At 41.8% G+C, this 17,740-nt stretch carries 10 protein-coding genes; 1 reads left to right on the top strand and 9 read right to left on the bottom strand.

What is annotated here, in order from left to right:
* Positions 1-167: 167 nt before the first annotated feature.
* Genes ACVBIU_RS00700 through rlmKL form a run of 3 tightly spaced genes read right to left on the bottom strand, consistent with a single transcriptional unit; the run spans position 168 to position 4,450 of the window.
* A complete protein-coding gene (locus tag ACVBIU_RS00700) occupies positions 168-2,087 on the bottom strand; it encodes an ABC transporter ATP-binding protein (protein WP_447162831.1) in 1,920 nt (639 codons plus the stop codon).
* 1 nt (position 2,088) lies between these two features.
* The gene (locus tag ACVBIU_RS00695) at positions 2,089-2,325 is read right to left on the bottom strand and encodes a glutaredoxin family protein (protein ID WP_447161320.1); all 237 of its coding nucleotides are present in this window, start codon (positions 2,323-2,325) and stop codon (positions 2,089-2,091) included.
* Entirely contained in the window at positions 2,315-4,450 is a 2,136-nt protein-coding gene (gene rlmKL / locus ACVBIU_RS00690) for a bifunctional 23S rRNA (guanine(2069)-N(7))-methyltransferase RlmK/23S rRNA (guanine(2445)-N(2))-methyltransferase RlmL (RefSeq protein ID WP_447162832.1), read from the bottom strand. Before rlmKL ends, ACVBIU_RS00695 begins: the two co-directional genes overlap by 11 nt.
* A 661-nt stretch (positions 4,451-5,111) precedes the next feature.
* Between rlmKL and ACVBIU_RS00685 the strand changes: the two genes are divergently transcribed.
* Complete coding sequence (locus ACVBIU_RS00685; protein ID WP_447162833.1) at positions 5,112-5,711, top strand: peptidylprolyl isomerase; 600 nt, start codon at positions 5,112-5,114, stop codon at positions 5,709-5,711.
* Positions 5,712-6,085: 374 nt separating this feature from the next.
* On the opposite strand, the gene ACVBIU_RS00680 is transcribed toward ACVBIU_RS00685, so the two are convergent.
* The 6 genes from ACVBIU_RS00680 to ACVBIU_RS00655 form a co-directional block, all read right to left on the bottom strand.
* A complete protein-coding gene (locus ACVBIU_RS00680) occupies positions 6,086-6,619 on the bottom strand; it encodes a cell division protein ZapC (protein ID WP_447161323.1) in 534 nt (177 codons plus the stop codon).
* Between the two features lie 173 nt (positions 6,620-6,792).
* Positions 6,793-7,812, bottom strand: coding sequence for a quinone-dependent dihydroorotate dehydrogenase (gene pyrD, locus ACVBIU_RS00675; protein ID WP_447161324.1), 1,020 nt, complete (start codon positions 7,810-7,812; stop codon positions 6,793-6,795).
* A 59-nt stretch (positions 7,813-7,871) separates the two neighbouring features.
* The gene (locus tag ACVBIU_RS00670) at positions 7,872-12,716 is read right to left on the bottom strand and encodes an NAD-glutamate dehydrogenase (RefSeq protein ID WP_447162834.1); all 4,845 of its coding nucleotides are present in this window, start codon (positions 12,714-12,716) and stop codon (positions 7,872-7,874) included.
* 261 nt (positions 12,717-12,977) lie between these two features.
* Positions 12,978-15,281, bottom strand: a complete 2,304-nt coding sequence (locus ACVBIU_RS00665) for an efflux RND transporter permease subunit (RefSeq protein ID WP_447162835.1) — start codon at positions 15,279-15,281, stop codon at positions 12,978-12,980.
* A 9-nt stretch (positions 15,282-15,290) separates the two neighbouring features.
* Positions 15,291-16,310, bottom strand: a complete 1,020-nt coding sequence (locus ACVBIU_RS00660) for a YCF48-related protein (RefSeq protein WP_447162836.1) — start codon at positions 16,308-16,310, stop codon at positions 15,291-15,293.
* A gap of 50 nt (positions 16,311-16,360) precedes the next feature.
* Entirely contained in the window at positions 16,361-17,725 is a 1,365-nt protein-coding gene (locus ACVBIU_RS00655) for a DUF1329 domain-containing protein (protein WP_447161328.1), read from the bottom strand.
* Positions 17,726-17,740 lie beyond the last annotated feature (15 nt).

The following is a 17,740-nucleotide window of genomic DNA, read 5'->3' as shown; positions in this document are numbered from 1 at the left end:
TTTCTTATTTTTAGCTTATACCAATCATATTAATCATCTGGCCGCTTTTAATCGTTAAAATGGGCTTTGTTACATCGTAAATTCATAACTAGCAAGCTAGTAATTCGAACCACATTGTATATAAGCCCATTTTGTCATCAACACACCATCAGTCTAATTAATTAGTATTACTTCAATGATTCGAGCTCTTCCCATCGCTCAAAGCAACTTTCAAGCTGACTTTCCTTATCGGACAATGCTTTCAAGTTTTCATTCACTATTTTTTGCTCCTGAGCGTAAAACTCAGGTGAACTGACAATGGCTTGTAAATTTTCAAGTTCTTGCTCTAACTGCTCCATCAAAGCAGGTAGAGACTCTAATTCGCGTTGTAATTGATAAGAAAGTTTCTTTTCTACTTTCTTAGCAACAGGCTGTACTACTGGCTTTACTTCAACAACAGGAGCTTTGACAGCATTTATGCCTTGAGGTTCCTCAGAGTAAAATCTTGCACCTTGAGAAACTGCATCTTCGTAACCACCAACGTACTCACTCCAGCCGCCATTGCCGGTAAACCACCAACTACTGGTTACGGTATTATCGATAAAGGCACGGTCGTGGCTGACCAACAACAAGGTACCTTTATAATCCGCAAGCAGAGACTCTAGCAATTCTAGGGTCTCGATATCAAGATCGTTGGTTGGTTCATCGAGAATAATAAGGTTTGCAGGTCTTAGTAATAGACGTGCTAACAACAAACGATTTTTCTCGCCACCAGACAAGGCTTTAACCGGTGTTCTAGCGCGCATAGGCGAGAACAAAAAGTCTTGTAAGTAACTTAAAATATGACGGTCTTGGCCATTAATCGTTACCGTTTTCTTACCTTCGCCAACGTTGTCTTCAACCGTTTTTTCAGGATCTAATGCTTCACGGTATTGGTCAAAATAAGCGATTTCGAGCTTAGTACCGACTTTAACACTACCCGATTGTGCTTCTAACTGACCAATAAGCAACTTAACTAACGTCGATTTACCACAACCGTTAGGGCCAATTAGCGCTATACGGTCACCACGCATCACTGTTGTACTGAAATTCTTAACCAGATTCTTCTCTGGTAAATTGTATTCAAGATTTTCAATATCAAAAACGAGCTTTCCTGAGCGGTCTGTATCAGCAACGGCCATTTTAGCACCGCCTTGGCGATTAAGACGAGCCATACGTTCTACACGCAGATCTTTAAGTGCTCGAACACGGCCTTCGTTACGAGTACGACGCGCTTTAACGCCTTGACGGATCCACACTTCTTCTTCAGCTAGCTTTTTATCGAAGTGGGCATTTTGCTCAGCTTCAACACGTAGCCATTCCGCTTTACCATCTAAGTAAGCTTGATAATTGCCGGGCCAAGAGGTGACTACGCCGCGATCTAAATCAACAATTCGAGTCGCCATACGTTGAATAAAGCCACGGTCGTGACTGACAAATACTATCGCGCCACGGTAGCTCAGTAGAAACTGCTCTAACCACTCAATTGTATCGATATCTAAATGGTTGGTCGGCTCATCAAGAAGCAATAGATCTGGATCGCTGACTAAAGAACGCGCTAGTGCCACTTTACGTTGCCAACCACCTGATAATTCAGATAGTGCCGCGTCGGGGTCTAATCCTAATAGCTCACAGTTTTGATTAATGCGGTTATCAAGCTGCCAGCCATTAAGATGATCGATATCATCTTGCAAACGTTCCATCTGCTTTAGCATTCGATCCATTTCATCTGGAGACGCAGTGCCGACATCATGAGAAAGTTGATGATATCGTTCTAACTTTTCTCCAACCTCTTGCAAGCCAGCAGCAATATATGAATATACAGAGCCCTGCTCAGCTTTAGGGGGATCTTGCTGTAAACGGCTCACCTTAACGTCAGTGGCAATGTTAAACTCACCTTCATCAAGCAGCACATCACCGCTCAATACTTTCATCAAACTAGACTTGCCTGCGCCATTACGGCCTACGATACAAACACGTTCACCGGGTTCAATGGTAAAATCAGCTTTTTGCAATAATGGGGTGTAACCGTAGGCTAAAGAGCCGTTATTAATACGTACTAGACTCAACTTACGCTCCTAAAAATTTTTTTAATGCTGCGAGATCAAACGGCCAATTTAGTTCATTTTGGGTGTCGACTATTTTGACAACAGGAATACGAATGCCGTACTGCTCTGCTAGATTTTGATCATCACAAATATCAATCATGCTATAAGCAACATCGGTTTGCTCAAGCAGCTCAGCTGCCAGCTCACACAGATGGCAAGCATCTGTGTGAAACAAGACTACTGAAACATTACTTGGCATGAGTAATTAGCCAAGTATTATGGATATGCGGGTTTCTCTTGAAATCCATTGGCAGAGTTTGGCTATCAATATTCTTAACTGACATACCAAAGGCTTCAAGTTGCTCAACTTCCATCTTAAATTTACGCTTGTTGTTTGAGAAAATGATTTCTCCACCCGGATTTAGCAACTTAAACACATTCGCTAACATATCCACGTGATCACGTAGCACGTCAAATGAGTCTTCCATACGCTTTGAGTTTGAGAAGGTCGGTGGATCGATAAAAATCAGATCAAACCTGTCGTGTGTGCGCTTCATCCACTGTAGGCAGTTCGCCTGAACAAACTGATATTTATCGCTATTTAAGCCATTTAATGCGAAGTTTTCTTTTGCCCAATCAATATAAGTGTTAGACATGTCAACAGTTGTGACAGAAGCCGCACCGCCTAAAGCTGCGTGTACCGATGCTGAGCCGGTGTATGAGAACAGGTTACATACACTGCGACCTTTTGATTTTTCACCCACTAACTTACGCGTTAATCGATGATCTAAAAATAAGCCTGTATCTAAATATTCTCTCAGGTTTAGTTTGAATTTAGCACCATATTCTGTCGTGATGAGCTCAAGCTTACTCGCGGCTAATTTCTCATATTGATTAGTACCCTTCTTGCGCTCACGGGTTTTCAAAATGATGTGATTAGGGTCAATACCTATCGCACTAGGTAAAGAGATCAATACGTCGGTTAATCGACGCTTAGTCACGGCTTCTGGAATTTCAGAAGGTGCTGAGTACTCTTGAATAACGACGTAATCAAGGTATTTATCAACCGCAACATTATATTCCGGCAGATCAGCATCATATAAACGGTAGCTATCAATACCCTCTTTCTTAGCCCACTTCTCTAACTGCTTAAAGTTCTTTTTAATACGGTTAGCAAAAGGCACTGCGATGTCACTCACATCACCTTCAATCTTGATATTGGTAGGATCGACTCGACGAGTATTTTCAGCATGAACAGTATAAAGGTTAAACGCACACTCTAAAGCGCCGTTATTCATCTTCATCTGCTTATCTGCTTTCAATTTAAGTGCAGATAAAAGCTCTACATCACTATTTAAAATAGCGATACTCCAGCCACCGAAGTCGGCCTTGAACTTATCACCCAGTTGATAATAAAGCTGAAGCAATGAGGTTACATTACCTAAACGTTCACCATACGGTGGGTTAGATATTAGGAAACCAGATTCAGCTGGAACCTTAATATCTAATGCGTTTGCCACGCTGAAGTCGATTAAATCAAGCACGCCTGCATTTTCAGCATTGCGCTTCGCAAGCGCAACGAGTCTAGAATCGATGTCTGAGCCGTAGAACTTAATTTCGCAACGGGTTTTACCGATGGATGCGCGAGCACTTGCTTCGTTTAATAACTCTTCCCATACCTTTTTGTTGTGAGGTAACCAATGGTCAAAACCAAAACGCTCACGGTGAATACCAGGTGCAATATCACAAGCCATCATCGCCGCTTCGATTAAAATGGTACCACTACCACAGAAAGGATCGAGCAAATCTACTTGTGCCGCCTGCCAACCACTTCGGACCAGCATATTGGCTGCAAGGTTCTCTTTTAGTGGTGCTTCACCTGTAGTAGAGCGGTATCCACGCTTGTGTAGTGCAGGACCTGAGAAATTAATACCAATAGTGATCTCGCCACGTCTAAAGTGGGCATCAATTCTAAAGTCGGCATCAACTCTTTCAACGTTTGGACGAGAAAAATCATCATCGCGAAAACGATCTACAATCGCATCTTTAATTTTTAACGCACCAAACTGAGTGTTCTTAATAAAACCACCCAAGCCATGGAAGTCGATACTAAAAGTACTGCGATTTGAAAACTGCATCTGCCAATCGATACCGTAAGCGGCGTTATATAGCTGCTCAGGTGACTCGCATGGACCTTTATAAATGACAAAAATGATTCTGCTCGCCAAGCGTGACCATAGCGTAATACGATATCCCAGCTCTAGCGAAGCAGAAAAATAAACGCCCGCTACACTTTCTTTAATATTAGAAGCGCCAAGCTCAGCGAGTTCAAGTGATAACGCATATTCATAGCCCCGAGGAGCTGCAGCAAAAAAATTTAACATTGATTAAGTCGACACACAGTAAAAATTAGTTCGACATTATACCTGTTAGTACTACTAAATGATAAAAGTTATTGGCTAAAGCGAAATTTAATCCCTTAAGCAACTGATTGAGGCAACATATGCCTTGATTCGTTTCTTTCAAATCACCGGCAAAAAAACTGAAAGTTTGGCTTCTAGAAGTTGAGGTATTGCTCGGGTATCAAAGACTTGCCATATCATGTATCTCGCAGCACCTCATAAAGTTCCAAGTTTTATGCAGATACTTGCAAAATATCCAGCTGCCGTGCAATGCACACTTATAAGCAGCGCTGAGCTTGGCTTAATATAACTGACAGCAAGGCCTAACGTTGCCAGCCGCCACCACTAGAACACAGCTAAAAAGAAGGCCAGCCGTTTTGACACTCTCCAGAAATATCCAGAGATACATGATCGCCGAACCCGCAAGGGTATATTGTTAAAACATACGCCGCCAGCTCATTGGCCGCATAAGCCTTACCTCTATTAACACCAAGATGCGACACTTTGTAACCATTACCGGCATTTGATTGATCTATAGACTGAAATAGATAAAATCACACCAGCACCATAATTAACACATAAAAACAACAACAAACACACTTTCACTACATGCGTGGTGCGAGTTTTAAAAGTGAGTACTTTTATGAAAACAACACTTCCTCTACTACTTTGTCTTGGATTAACCGCTTGTGGCGGAAGCGATAGTAATGAAACAACTCCGCCTCCAGTACAAGTGCCTGAGCTACAAGCCGATGCCTGCTATATCATGTCTACAACGATGGGAGAGATGACATTTGCCATCGATTTAACCAATATGCCTATTACAGGGAATAATTTTAAAGATTACGTCGATAGTGATTACTACCCAGGAACACTATTTCACCGCAGCATAAACAACTTTGTGATCCAAGGTGGTGGCTTTAACACTGGCTTAGTCGCCAAACCGGGAAAAGAAGCAATTGTTAATGAAGCTCATGTTGGCATTAGCAATGTACGCGGCACGATTGCAATGGCGCGCACAAACGCACCGGACTCTGCCACGACTCAGTTCTTCGTTAACGTACTCGATAATCCACAACTTGATGCCTCTGCCTCAAATTATGGATATGCGGTATTTGGGAAAGTCATTGAAGGAATGGATGTGGTCGATCAAATAAGCATTGTAAAAACTGGAGCCAATGACGTACCTTTATCAGAAATCTTGATTAACTCAGTTATTGAAACGAGTTGTTCAAGTAATTAAGCAGTAATAATGAGGCGTTTAATTATGCTGCAAGCGCCTCATTAATATTATCGTCAGTTATGTTGGCTCATAATCATTAAGGGAACGGGCAAACAATTTTTGTTATTGGATGGCCAATAATCTATCTAATGGATTAACAGTCAACTGGATTCGACTTTTCATAAGCAAGGCACCGTGAAAGTCTCCTCGGCATAAAAATTCCCCAAAACTATCCAAGCTAATTTTCAAAGCAAACTAGTTATCAGACAAGCTAGTTATCAAGCCAAACTACTTACCAAGCCAAGCTAGTTATCTTGGCTAATTATTAAAGGCTGTAGAGAAAATCCTGCCAAAAAACAGCTTAAGTTCAAGAGTAAATAATGCTATGAATCGTTCTAAGCTGCGTTAACTTGTCTTTGAGTTGACATAGGTGAAAGCCTGTCATGCATCACTTTTATCGTGTCAAATTGATCAAGCTTTTTAGAGTCGGTTAATCGACATTCTGTCGACATAATCATCACCAATGAGGCTTGCAAACCAGACTCGATAACCATAGCAATGACAGTATGCTGACTCGTGGTTAACTGAAAGAGTTTACCCACTTCACTATAAGCACATTGATGTGAGACATTAAAAAACCAAGATTTAGGCATCTGAGGTTTCAGTAAGAAATGAGCAGCGGTAGCATTCAATGCAATTTGCACTAATAGTGCATCATTTAACGACATGGACTTTGATAAACGGTCGACCAAGTCAATATAGAACTTAGCGTGCTCTACGCTAAACTCCATTGTTTCTTTGGCATCAGGTATTAAGGATTTTAATTTATAAGGCGATAAAAATTCCATATCATCCCCTAACGAAACGCTTAATACTCCGTACGCTTCATTATATCCCCACTGCCAATCCCTTTTTGGCATTAATAACATAACGTTTACCTTTATTTAGATACAATTGAATAATAGATGATTATTTCACCAATATCAAAATAAATTTAATTCGAGATAATAATTAATAGTGGAATAAAAACGATCACTGAGATCCTTTACGGATCTTAATGATCGTTTTATGATCTAATAAATAATATTAGATCGAAGTCAGATTACTTAATTCGATATGCTTCTACAATATCTTTAATTAGTTTTGGTCCTTGATAAATAAATCCTGAATAAATCTGGACCATTTCAGCACCAGCATCTAATTTATCTAATGCATCTTCAGCCGCATTAATACCACCGACGCCAATAATCGGAAGTTTACCTTTCAAACAGTCAGCCAATTGCTTAATAACCATTGTTGACAATGAATTCAATGGCTTACCACTTAACCCACCAGCTTCATTAGCATTCAACAAACCGCTAACACCGTCACGAGTTAGCGTCGTATTGGTAGCAATAGCAGCGTCAAATTCACTCTTTATAAGTGCTTCAGCGATTTTTTCAATCTCTTCAATTGACAAGTCTGGTGCAATTTTTAAAGCAATGGGTACGTACTTACCATGTTTTTCAGCGAGTTCTTTTTGTTTTGCCTTTAGAGAGCCAAGCAGATCATCTAATAGATCGCCATATTGAAGCGATCGCAAACCAGGCGTATTTGGCGAAGAGATATTTACTGCAATATAAGCTGAATAAGCATACACCTTATCCATACAGATTAAGTAATCCTCTTTACCCAGCTCTACAGGTGTATCTTTGTTCTTGCCAATATTGACGCCGACCATCGCATTAGACTTAACTGCTTTGAGGTTTTCAACTAGGTTATCTACCCCTTTGTTATTAAAACCCATGCGATTAATAATCGCTTTAGCAGGCTTTAGTCTAAAGCAGCGTGGCTTATCATTACCTGGCTGTGGACGCGGTGTTACTGTGCCGACTTCAATATGGCCAAAACCCATAGCATGAAATGCATCAATACATTCACCGTCTTTATCCATGCCAGCGGCAAGACCTACTGGATTTGGAAATGTCAGTCCCATCATAGTGACAGGCGCTGGCTTGATATTTTGCGCATAAAAGCAATTTAAAGGCGTATTACCAGTAGATTTTAAACTGCCAATAGCGAAATTATGCGCCAGTTCTGGATCCATCTGAAACATGAACTTTTGTGCGATTTTATAAAACATGTTTTCTCCTAGACCGAAAAAAGCCCCGGCATTTGCCAGGGCTTCTGATTTAAATCAGATTACTTTTGACCTTCACAGTGAAGGATCAAAAGATTAAGTTCACGTAGGGCTACAGAGAACTTTGCAAACTCATGGCTTTGCGAAGTCTTGAAGTCAGCAAGCATATGGAACCAACGCTCCAATAGGCTTTGATTTGACTCAATCCATTCTGAAATGATCTTATTCGCATCACATGTTTCAGTACAAGTTCTTAAAACGACTGAACTTAATGAACGCTGCTGCCAATCAAGCTCTTCTCTAAAGGCCGCTCTTGCTAATGCTTGCCAATGGTTAGTCACAGGCTGCGCACTAATTTGCTCAAGGAACCAGTGTAAATCAACACTAGCACCAAGCTTAAAGTACGTTTCAGCAACTAATGGTACGGGCTTGTTTTCTAGAGCACAGATTTGTGCAATATCCAATGCAGAGAACAAGGTGCTGACATTAGCCACTACCATAGCGACATCTTCAGGTACACCTTCTTTGATCAATGCGTTCGATTCAGCTCGAATACCCTCAACCTCTTCATTAACCATATATTGGTGAACACTTGCTTTTAATTCATCAAATACAGGTTTAAAGAACTCAATTGTTTGTTCAATATTCAAGCTACGATTACGATGACGCAAGAACCAACGACTCGCACGACGGATATTACGGCGCAACTGATGCAGCATTTCACACTGTACAACGGCTGGAATAACACCATTTAAATCAGTAATAGATTTAGTTAAATCAGCTAAACCAAATACTTCGCGAGCCATAGTATAACAAATGGCAGCTTCTGCTACTGAGGCACCTGTCTCATCTTGCATACGTTGAACGAAATTAAGTCCCATATCATTAACCAATTCATTGGCTAAAGACGTGGCGATAATTTCACCGCGTAACGGATGCGCAGCCATGTTGTCGATATACTTCTCTTGCAGTTGCTTAGGGAAGTACTCAACTAAAAGCTGACTTAAGAAGCTATCTTCAGTAATTTCTGATGTTAGCAACTGCTCTTTTAGGACCATCTTAGCGTAAGCAACAAGTACAGATAACTCTGGACGAGTAAGAGACTTACCATTTACTAGGCGATCGGCAAGCTCATCTTCATTTGGCAAGAACTCAAGAGCCCTATCCAACTTACCTTCTTTCTCAAGATAGTGAATGAAGCGAACTTGCTCTTTTAGTTGCTCCGCACCTCGTACTTGTGTGACCGAAATCGTACGAGTTTGATCTTTACAGTCTTGCAGTACGATGCGGCTAACTTCATCAGTCATCTCTTCTAGCAAGCGATTTCGCTGTTTAAGCGTCATCTCACCGTCAGCGACTAAAGCGTTAAGCAAAATCTTAATGTTAACTTCATTATCAGAGCAATCGACACCACCTACGTTATCAACAAAATCAGTGTTCATACGGCCACCATTAGCGCAGTATTCAATACGGCCTAATTGGGTACACCCTAAGTTTCCACCTTCACCAATAATTTTAGCTTGAACTTCATTGCCGTTAACACGAATTGCGTCGTTAGCTCGATCGCCAACTTCAACATGCGATTCACTTGTCGCCTTAACGTATGTGCCAATACCGCCATTCCAAATAAGATCAACTTGCATCTTAAGTAGCTCTTTGAGTAACTCAAGTGGCGCCATTGACGCTTTTTGACTACCCAGCATTTTCTTCATTTCTGCAGACAACGGAATTGACTTAGCAGAACGCAAGAATATGCCGCCACCTTTAGAGATAAGCGCTTGGTTGTAATCTTCCCAGCTTGAACGAGGTAGCGCAAATAAACGCTCACGTTCAACATAGCTAGTCGCAGCATCAGGATTCGGATCGATAAAGATATGCATGTGGTTAAAGGCAGCAACTAAACGAGTGTGCTTAGATAACAACATGCCATTACCAAATACATCACCCGCCATATCGCCTACTGCTAAACAGGTGAAATCAGTCGTCTGACAATTAACCCCCATCTCGCGGAAATGGCGTTTAACCGATTCCCACGCACCACGTGCGGTAATACCCATTTTCTTATGGTCGTAGCCGTTACTGCCACCGGAGGCAAATGCATCACCTAACCAGAAGTTATATTCGATAGCGATTTCATTGGCGATATCAGAGAAGGTTGCCGTGCCCTTATCGGCCGCAACAACTAAATACGGATCGTCTTCATCGTGTCTAACCACATTTTCGGGGGCAACCACTTCACCATTGATGATGTTATCGCTGATATCAAGTAAGCCACGAATAAATAGACGATAGCACTCTTGTCCTTCTGCGAAGAAAGCTTCACGACCGCCATCCGTTGGCAATTGTTTACAAACAAAACCACCTTTTGCACCAACAGGAACAATAACCGTATTTTTTACCTGCTGCGCTTTAACCAGACCCAGTACTTCGGTACGGAAATCTTCACGTCTATCAGACCAACGTAGACCACCACGAGCCACTTTACCGCCACGAAGGTGCACACCTTCAACGCGTGGTGAATAGACAAAGATTTCATACTTAGGCAGAGGCTTAGGCATCTCAGGGATCAATGCTGGCTCAAACTTGAATGAAATGTATGCTTTAGGTAAACCCGTTTCAGCTAACTGATAGAAGTTAGTACGACTGGTCGCATTAATTAAATCGAGATAACGGCGAATGATACGGTCATCATCTAGGCTAGATACATCGTCAAGACGAATGTCTATCTGCTCTATAAACTTGTTTAGTGTCCGTGTTTTCAGCTTAGGATTAAACTTTCGTATGTACATTTTAACTAGCAGATCAGCAATTTGCGGATAGCTTGAGAATGTTTCTTCAATGTAAGCTTGGCTAAATGTAGAGTCGATTTGACGCATATATTTAGCATATGCACGCAGCACAGAAACTTCACGGCCAGTTAAACCGGTAGACAGTACTAAGCGGTTAAAGCCATCGTCTTCAAGCTCTTTCTTCCATACTTGAGACAAGGCAGTTTGGAAGCGTTCTTGACTGTCTGCTAAATCATCTGAGGCAACATTTTGGGTTGTCATCAAGAAATCTAAGATCCAGTAAGTCGCTCCATCAGCTGTTTTAACTTCGTACGGTCTCTCATTGATAACCCGTAAGCCGAAGTTTTCTAACATAGGCAACACATCAGAAAGATGGATAGGCTCATCTTTATGGAAAAGTTTTAAGCGAACTTTGCTGTTATTGAGAGCAGTCTCTTGCGGCTGATAAAACAGCATTCCCAACTTATGGTCATCATCAAGTTCTTCTAAGTGCTGAATATCAACCACTGATGAACTTGGTAACACATCTTCTTTATAACTACGTGGGAACGCGTCTACATAACGCTTAATTAGGCTATTACCTAACTCTTCACCTTGAGCGCTGTATACAGCGCTTGCAAGTTTATCTTCCCAAGAGCGAGCTGCTTCAGTCAAATTATTCTCTATCGCTGCCACATCGACGTCCATATTATTGTTGTCAACTTTGATGATGTAATGGGTTCTTGCCAAAGTAGACTCTGAGAAATAAGTTGTAAATTCAACGTCCTCTGAACTATTAAAGTGTTGAGCAAGGATGCGTTGAGTATCTTCACGTAATTTAGTGTTATATCTATCTTTTGAGACATAAACGAGACAAGAGAAGAACCGGCCGAAGCCATCCTTACGGACAAACAATTTAAGTTTGTCGCGATCTTGCATCTCTAAAACACCATGAGCAATTGAGGCTAACTGTTCAACACTTGCTTGAATAAGCTCATCACGTGGCAAGGTCTCAAGGATATGCATCAGTGCTTTATAGTCATGCGAACGTGGGGTAAGACCGGAGTTGTCGAGTACACGTTGAACTTTTTGAGCTAAAAGCGGAATTTCACGAGGACTGCGGTTATAAAGGTTAGATGCGTAAAGACCTATAAATCTGTCTTCACCAATCACATTACCTTGCTCATCAAAACGCTTTACACCGATATAATCAACATAAGCAGGACGGTGAACTCGGCTTTTCTCGCTACTCTTGGTTAATACTAATAAACTCTTATCAAGTGCTTCTTTACGGGCACTTTCAGAGAAATTAGACAGCAGTAAGCCTGTTTCTGTTTTAGCTTTGGCTGATTTAGTCATTAAACCTAAACTGGTCGACTTATCAGCGACTAACTCTAAATCACCCTCAACTTTATGCAAATCATAGCGACGATAACCAAGTAAGGTGAGGTGGTGATCATTTAGGTAAGATAAAAAGTTCTTCGCTTCGTTAAGCTCTTCTTTAGTGCCAGGGTACGGACGCTCGTCGAGCTCAGCAATTGTATCGCAAAGCTTAGTAGACATAGCTTGCCAGTCATTGACCGCGGCGCCTACGTCACCAATTACCGATTCAATCTCTTTAGTGAGTGCTTTAATGTCAGCGTCGCTACTTTGTCTATCGATTTCAATTAGAAATACAGCGACTTTATCAACATTACTTTGATCATCTGAGCTATAGCTTACATGCGTCACTGAGCCGTCTTTTCGCTCAATTGCCATCGGTGTATGCAACATCATATGTGCCGTAATACCGAGACGATTAATTGCCATGCCAACAGAATCAACAAGAAATGGCATGTCGGGTTGAATGATCTCAATAATTGAATGGCTTGACTGCCAACCATGCTTAGACTGGCTAGGGTTAAATACTCTAATATGACCTTCCCCGACGGCGGTCTTATTTAGTGCATTCCATTGACTCAAAACAGCACCATATAGGTCACTGTCATTACGCGCGTTGAGGTCATCTTTTGACATGTGCGCATAGAGGCAAGTAGCGAACTGTTCTACTTGTTTTGCTTGTGAATTGGGTACTTTAGCGTGAATTAGGTTGACTACATTTTCGAGCAGTACTGAAGGCATTGCATCTTTCAAGGCCATGTTGCTATTTCCTTAGGGGGCTATGGCAGCGCTTTTTAATTTTTATGGATGCTTATCAAACGGACCTGAGCTATTTCTGTGACCTAGGTCATAGCGCGAAGTTTATTACTAAATCCCCTATATTTCGAGAACTATTTTAGTGGTACATCCTCATCAATATTAACCTTGTACCGATTTTATTCACACTGATGACATAACAATCGTATATAACGTTTTTTTATGCATAAAAAAAGAGGAGCTAATGCTCCTCTTTAGTCGATTCTACTTGGGCTGCCGCCAAAACATCGCGGCGATGGCCGGTAGGATAATTATTGCCCCCAACATATTTACCAAAAACATAAATGTTAGCAATATTCCCATGTCCATTTGGAACTTAAGCGCCGAGAAGAACCAAGTACTCACACCTATTGCCAAAGTCAGGCCTGTGAAAATAACCGCACTCCCGCGTTCAACTAATGCTTCATAATATGCTTGCTGAACTGGCATGCCGTCTCTTAAACGAACCGCCATCGTCGATAAAATATAGATCCCGTAATCGACCCCGATACCAACACCGAGTGCAATAACAGGCAAAGTACTTACCGCAAGGCCAATATCGAGCTGAGTCATCAATGCCTGAGCTAATGTAGACACTACATATAGCGGTAAAATCACTGCTATCGTGGCACGTAATGAACGGAAGCTAATTAGGCAAAGAATAAAGACCGCGCCATAGACATATAACATCATAGGCAATTGCGCTTCAGCTACCGCTTCATTAGTTGCAGCCATCACACCAACAGGACCAGATGCTAACTTAAATTGGATCTTATCGTTATCCATCTGCTTTTTAAGCTGATTAACTTTATCAATAACAACTTCTATGGTTTCAGCTTTATGATCTTTAAGAAACAGATACACAGGCATTACCGAGCAGTCGCTATTAAGTAAACCTGAAGTTGTAGGAACCCGTCCAACGGCTTGTACCAAACTCGCAGTTGTACGCGGCAATACACTCCATTTAGGGTTACCTTCGTTAAAACCAGCATTAACACGCTTAGCGACAGATGCCAGGCTCGCTGTCGCCTCAACGCCTGGGGTATTACTCACTTGCCATTCAAAGTCATCAATTTGCGTCAATACCGAGTGATAAGTACACGCCTCAGGGAATGCTTCCACAATAATGGTCATGACATCGGTAGTAATTGAAAACTTATCAGTAATAAAAAACGTATCTTGATTATATCGAGAGTCTAAATGCAAAGCTGGCGCGCCACCTTGCAGATCACCAATCTTCATCTTGTTGGCCTGCTGTAGGCCCACTCCGTAAAGGATCCCTGTAATGATAAGCACCCAAACCGCATATTTTGGCGTGGCAAAATTTGATAGTGTTATCCAGATTTTACTCGGCTGTGCATTTTGCGCATCTTTGTTTGGCGTTACCGTAGTAAATGAAATAAGCAGCGGCAATAACATTAAGTTGGTTAAAATAATGACAGCGACACCAAGCGATGCAGAAATAGCCAACTCTCTGATAATTCCAATATCAATGGCCAGTAGTGTCATAAAACCAATGGTGTCTGATAGCAATGCGACACCACCTGGGATCAACAAGCTTCTAAAGGCTAATGCCGCCGCAGCTTTCGTCGTTTGCCCGTCTGTTACCCGCCTCCTCACCGCATTGATCATCTGCACACTGTGGCTGACACCAATCGCAAATACCAAGAATGGTATGAGTATCGACATTGGATCTAAACCAAAACCAACAACGGTTAATAAGCCTAATTGCCAAATAACCGCGATTAAACTACAAACAAGCGGTAAAATAGTCAGTGCAACCGATTTTGAAAAGAAGTACACCATGACTGCCGTCACTAGGATGGCTATTAAGAAAAACAGCAGCACACCTTTTGCGCCATCAGCCACGTCACCAGCCATCTTTGCAAAACCGATAATATGAATTTTTATGTCATCAGTTTCATACTGCTCACGTAACTCTTTTTCAAGTTGCGCGGCAAATGCTAAGGTATCAAGCGCCTCACCCGTCTGTGGGTCAAAATCCATTAATTGGGCGCTAACCATGGCCGCTGAATAATCTTCAGCAATTAAACGACCAACAATGCCTGCCTTTTCAATATTTCCACGAACAATTTTTAAGCCCTGCTCTGTGGTTGAGAAATCTGCAGGAATAACAGGCCCCCCAGCAAAACCATCTTCAACCACTTCAGTAAACCGAGTCGAGGGAGAAAACAGCGATTTAACCTGAGCTCTATCTACACCGGAAATAAAAAACAGTTGGTCATGTACGTTCTTTAACGCATCAAAAAAGTTAGCGTTAAAGATATCACCGCTAGTATCTTCGACTGCCACCATAATGCTATTAGCACCACCAAATTGCTTTTGGTGCTTAAGGTAGGTCTGCATATAACTATGATTAAGCGGGATATTCTTTACAAATGCCGCATCCATTTTTAGGTTACTTGCTTGTAAGCCTAAAAAGAGGGTTACGATAGCAAATAGAAATATGACAAAAGCTCTATGACGAAATAGATAAGATTCAAATCCATTAACTAATTTATCTAACATAGTAAGGTCCTATTTTTTTTGTTCTAATTTGATGAGACCTTTATTACCTGCGACCCATAAGTTTCCTTCTGAGTCTTCAGCAATAGCGACTAGATTTTCACCCTGTCGTTGCTCCACTAGCTGGCTTTCACCAGAGGCTGAAATATCGATAATGACTCCTGCATTACCAATAACCCGTAATGTGCCCTCGCCCAACTTAATACCTGCATTAATGGTGGAATCAACTGGAAGCGCTACTTTTCTCCAATCAATAAGAGTTAAGTCAGAGGTAAAAACATTGCCTCTAAGGCCCATTACATATGCAGTGTCATCGACAATAGCGGCGTTAAACAATGAACCTTCGTAGATAAAATCCTGTTTAATCCAGCTGCGACCTTGATCAACTGAGGTGGCAACTAAGCCAAGCTCGCCAACCATAATCAGCATATCGTCCGTTACCGGGATAATACGGTTAAAGTGCGGCAATAATGTACTTCGCTCAGATAAGTACAATGCTTCATCTTCGGCTTTAAGCTCTTCTAAATAGGCGACATCCTCCTCGAATAGTAATTCTTGATGATATTCGCTGTTCCAGCTGTTTCCACCATCTTCAGTACGGTAAAACAAACCGTACGCACCGACTGCGACACCTTGTTGCTCATTAAAGAATAAAATATCTAACAATGGCTTTTCTATCTCTGCTGACTGCATTTGCAACTGCCAAGATTGGCCTGCATCTTCGGTATGCAAAATTGTGGCGTCATGCCCTACCGCCCAACCTTTTTTGGGCGTGATGAAAAACGCTTTGGTTAATAAAGCTTGTGTGGGAGTCTCAACCTGTTTCCAGGCATCTTGATAAACAAAGGCATGGCCTCGCTCACCAACTGCAACTAAGGTATGTTGATTTTTTGTAATATCTAAAACGAGTGAGTCTGCGGCAAGAGGCTGTATTTGTTGTTCGAATGTTGCCTCTTGTGCTAGTAACGAAAAAGACAGAAAAAGGCTTAATACACTCAATATTGAGATTAATCGAAGCATGCTAAACGACATACAAACTTCCTTTAAATAGAGAGGGGCTTGCGCCCCTCTTTTATGGTGGATTAACGAATACCTGCACGGCGCAATGCAGCTGGAGTAAAGTTTGCTTCACTCAATTTTGCATCGAAGTCGTACATACGGCCTTCATTATCTAGACCCATAGCAATATAACGACGTGACTGAAGATCATGGAACACTTCCAATGTACTCCACTGAGTCGGCACTTCGTAATAGTTCAAGCCATGGGCTATTGCCACGCGATATAGCTCATCACGGTTATCGTAAAGATCGGCAACGGATACCTGCCATGAGTCTTCATCGATATAGAAAGTACGTGCCTTATAGATATGACGCATTCCTTCCTTAAGCGTTGCTTTTACGACCCACACACGGTGCTTTTCGTATCGCACGTGGTCAGGATTAATATGTCCAGGCGTAATGATTTGGTCATATTTAAGCTTATCCGAGTGCAACTTGTAGTCATTGTATGGAATAAACAGCTCTTGCTTACCTACTAACTCCCAGTTGTAGCGCACGGGCGAGCCGTTAAACATGTCAAAATCATCTGTTGTTCTCAGGCCGTCTGACACGGTACCAGGCGTATCAAAAGCAACATTTGGCGCCTTACGCACTCGACGTTGGCCGGTATTGTAGGTCCAGGCTTGGCGAGGCAATTTTTCCTGATCCATGGTTTCTTTAACTAACAATGCGGTACCCGCTAAACGTGCAGGCTGAGTAACAACTTGTTTAAAGAAAAACAGCGTATTATCTTTGGACAGCTTATCCAGTGTCATTTCTGGACGAGAGTATTGGAAACGAATTTCTTCTGCCGTTTCAACTAAGGTATAGCTACCCCCAGCAGTCGGTGCAGCCTGACTACGAGATGTTTTAATATCTACACCGCGAAAGCGAAGTACATGGTTCCAGATAACTTCTAAACCATTTTCAGGCATTGGGAACGGAATACCAATTGAGGCTCCCGTAATACCGTTGCCACCATCAATTAACTCTGCACGGGTTGCATTTTCTTTAGTCGCATCATAGACGAACTGCGGTACAGAAGCTGAGCGGCGAGTCTGATAGACATTCATCTTGAATGTCTCAGGATACAACTCAAACAACTTAATTTGACCATCAGAGAGAAACTCTTTGTACTGATCTTTATTTGCATTAGTAATAGTAAATTCTATTTTATCGCTTGGGAATGGATCTGGGTGATGCATTCCTTGGCTATATCCTGCTACAGGTTTAGTGATGCCACCGTCCCATGCAGGAATAGAACCATCTGCATTTGCCGCTTTTTCTCCGCCAAGTGGCGTCAACTCAGTGCCTAATTTAGCTGCATCTGCTTCAGAGACTTTAGCCAAAGCACTTGGAGCACTTAAAGCAAACATCACTGCTACAGGCAATATCGCAAGTTTATTCATTGTTATTGTCCTTGT

Source organism: Shewanella sp. 30m-14 (assembly GCF_052977125.1).
This window is presented reverse-complemented; position numbering and strand designations above follow the sequence as displayed.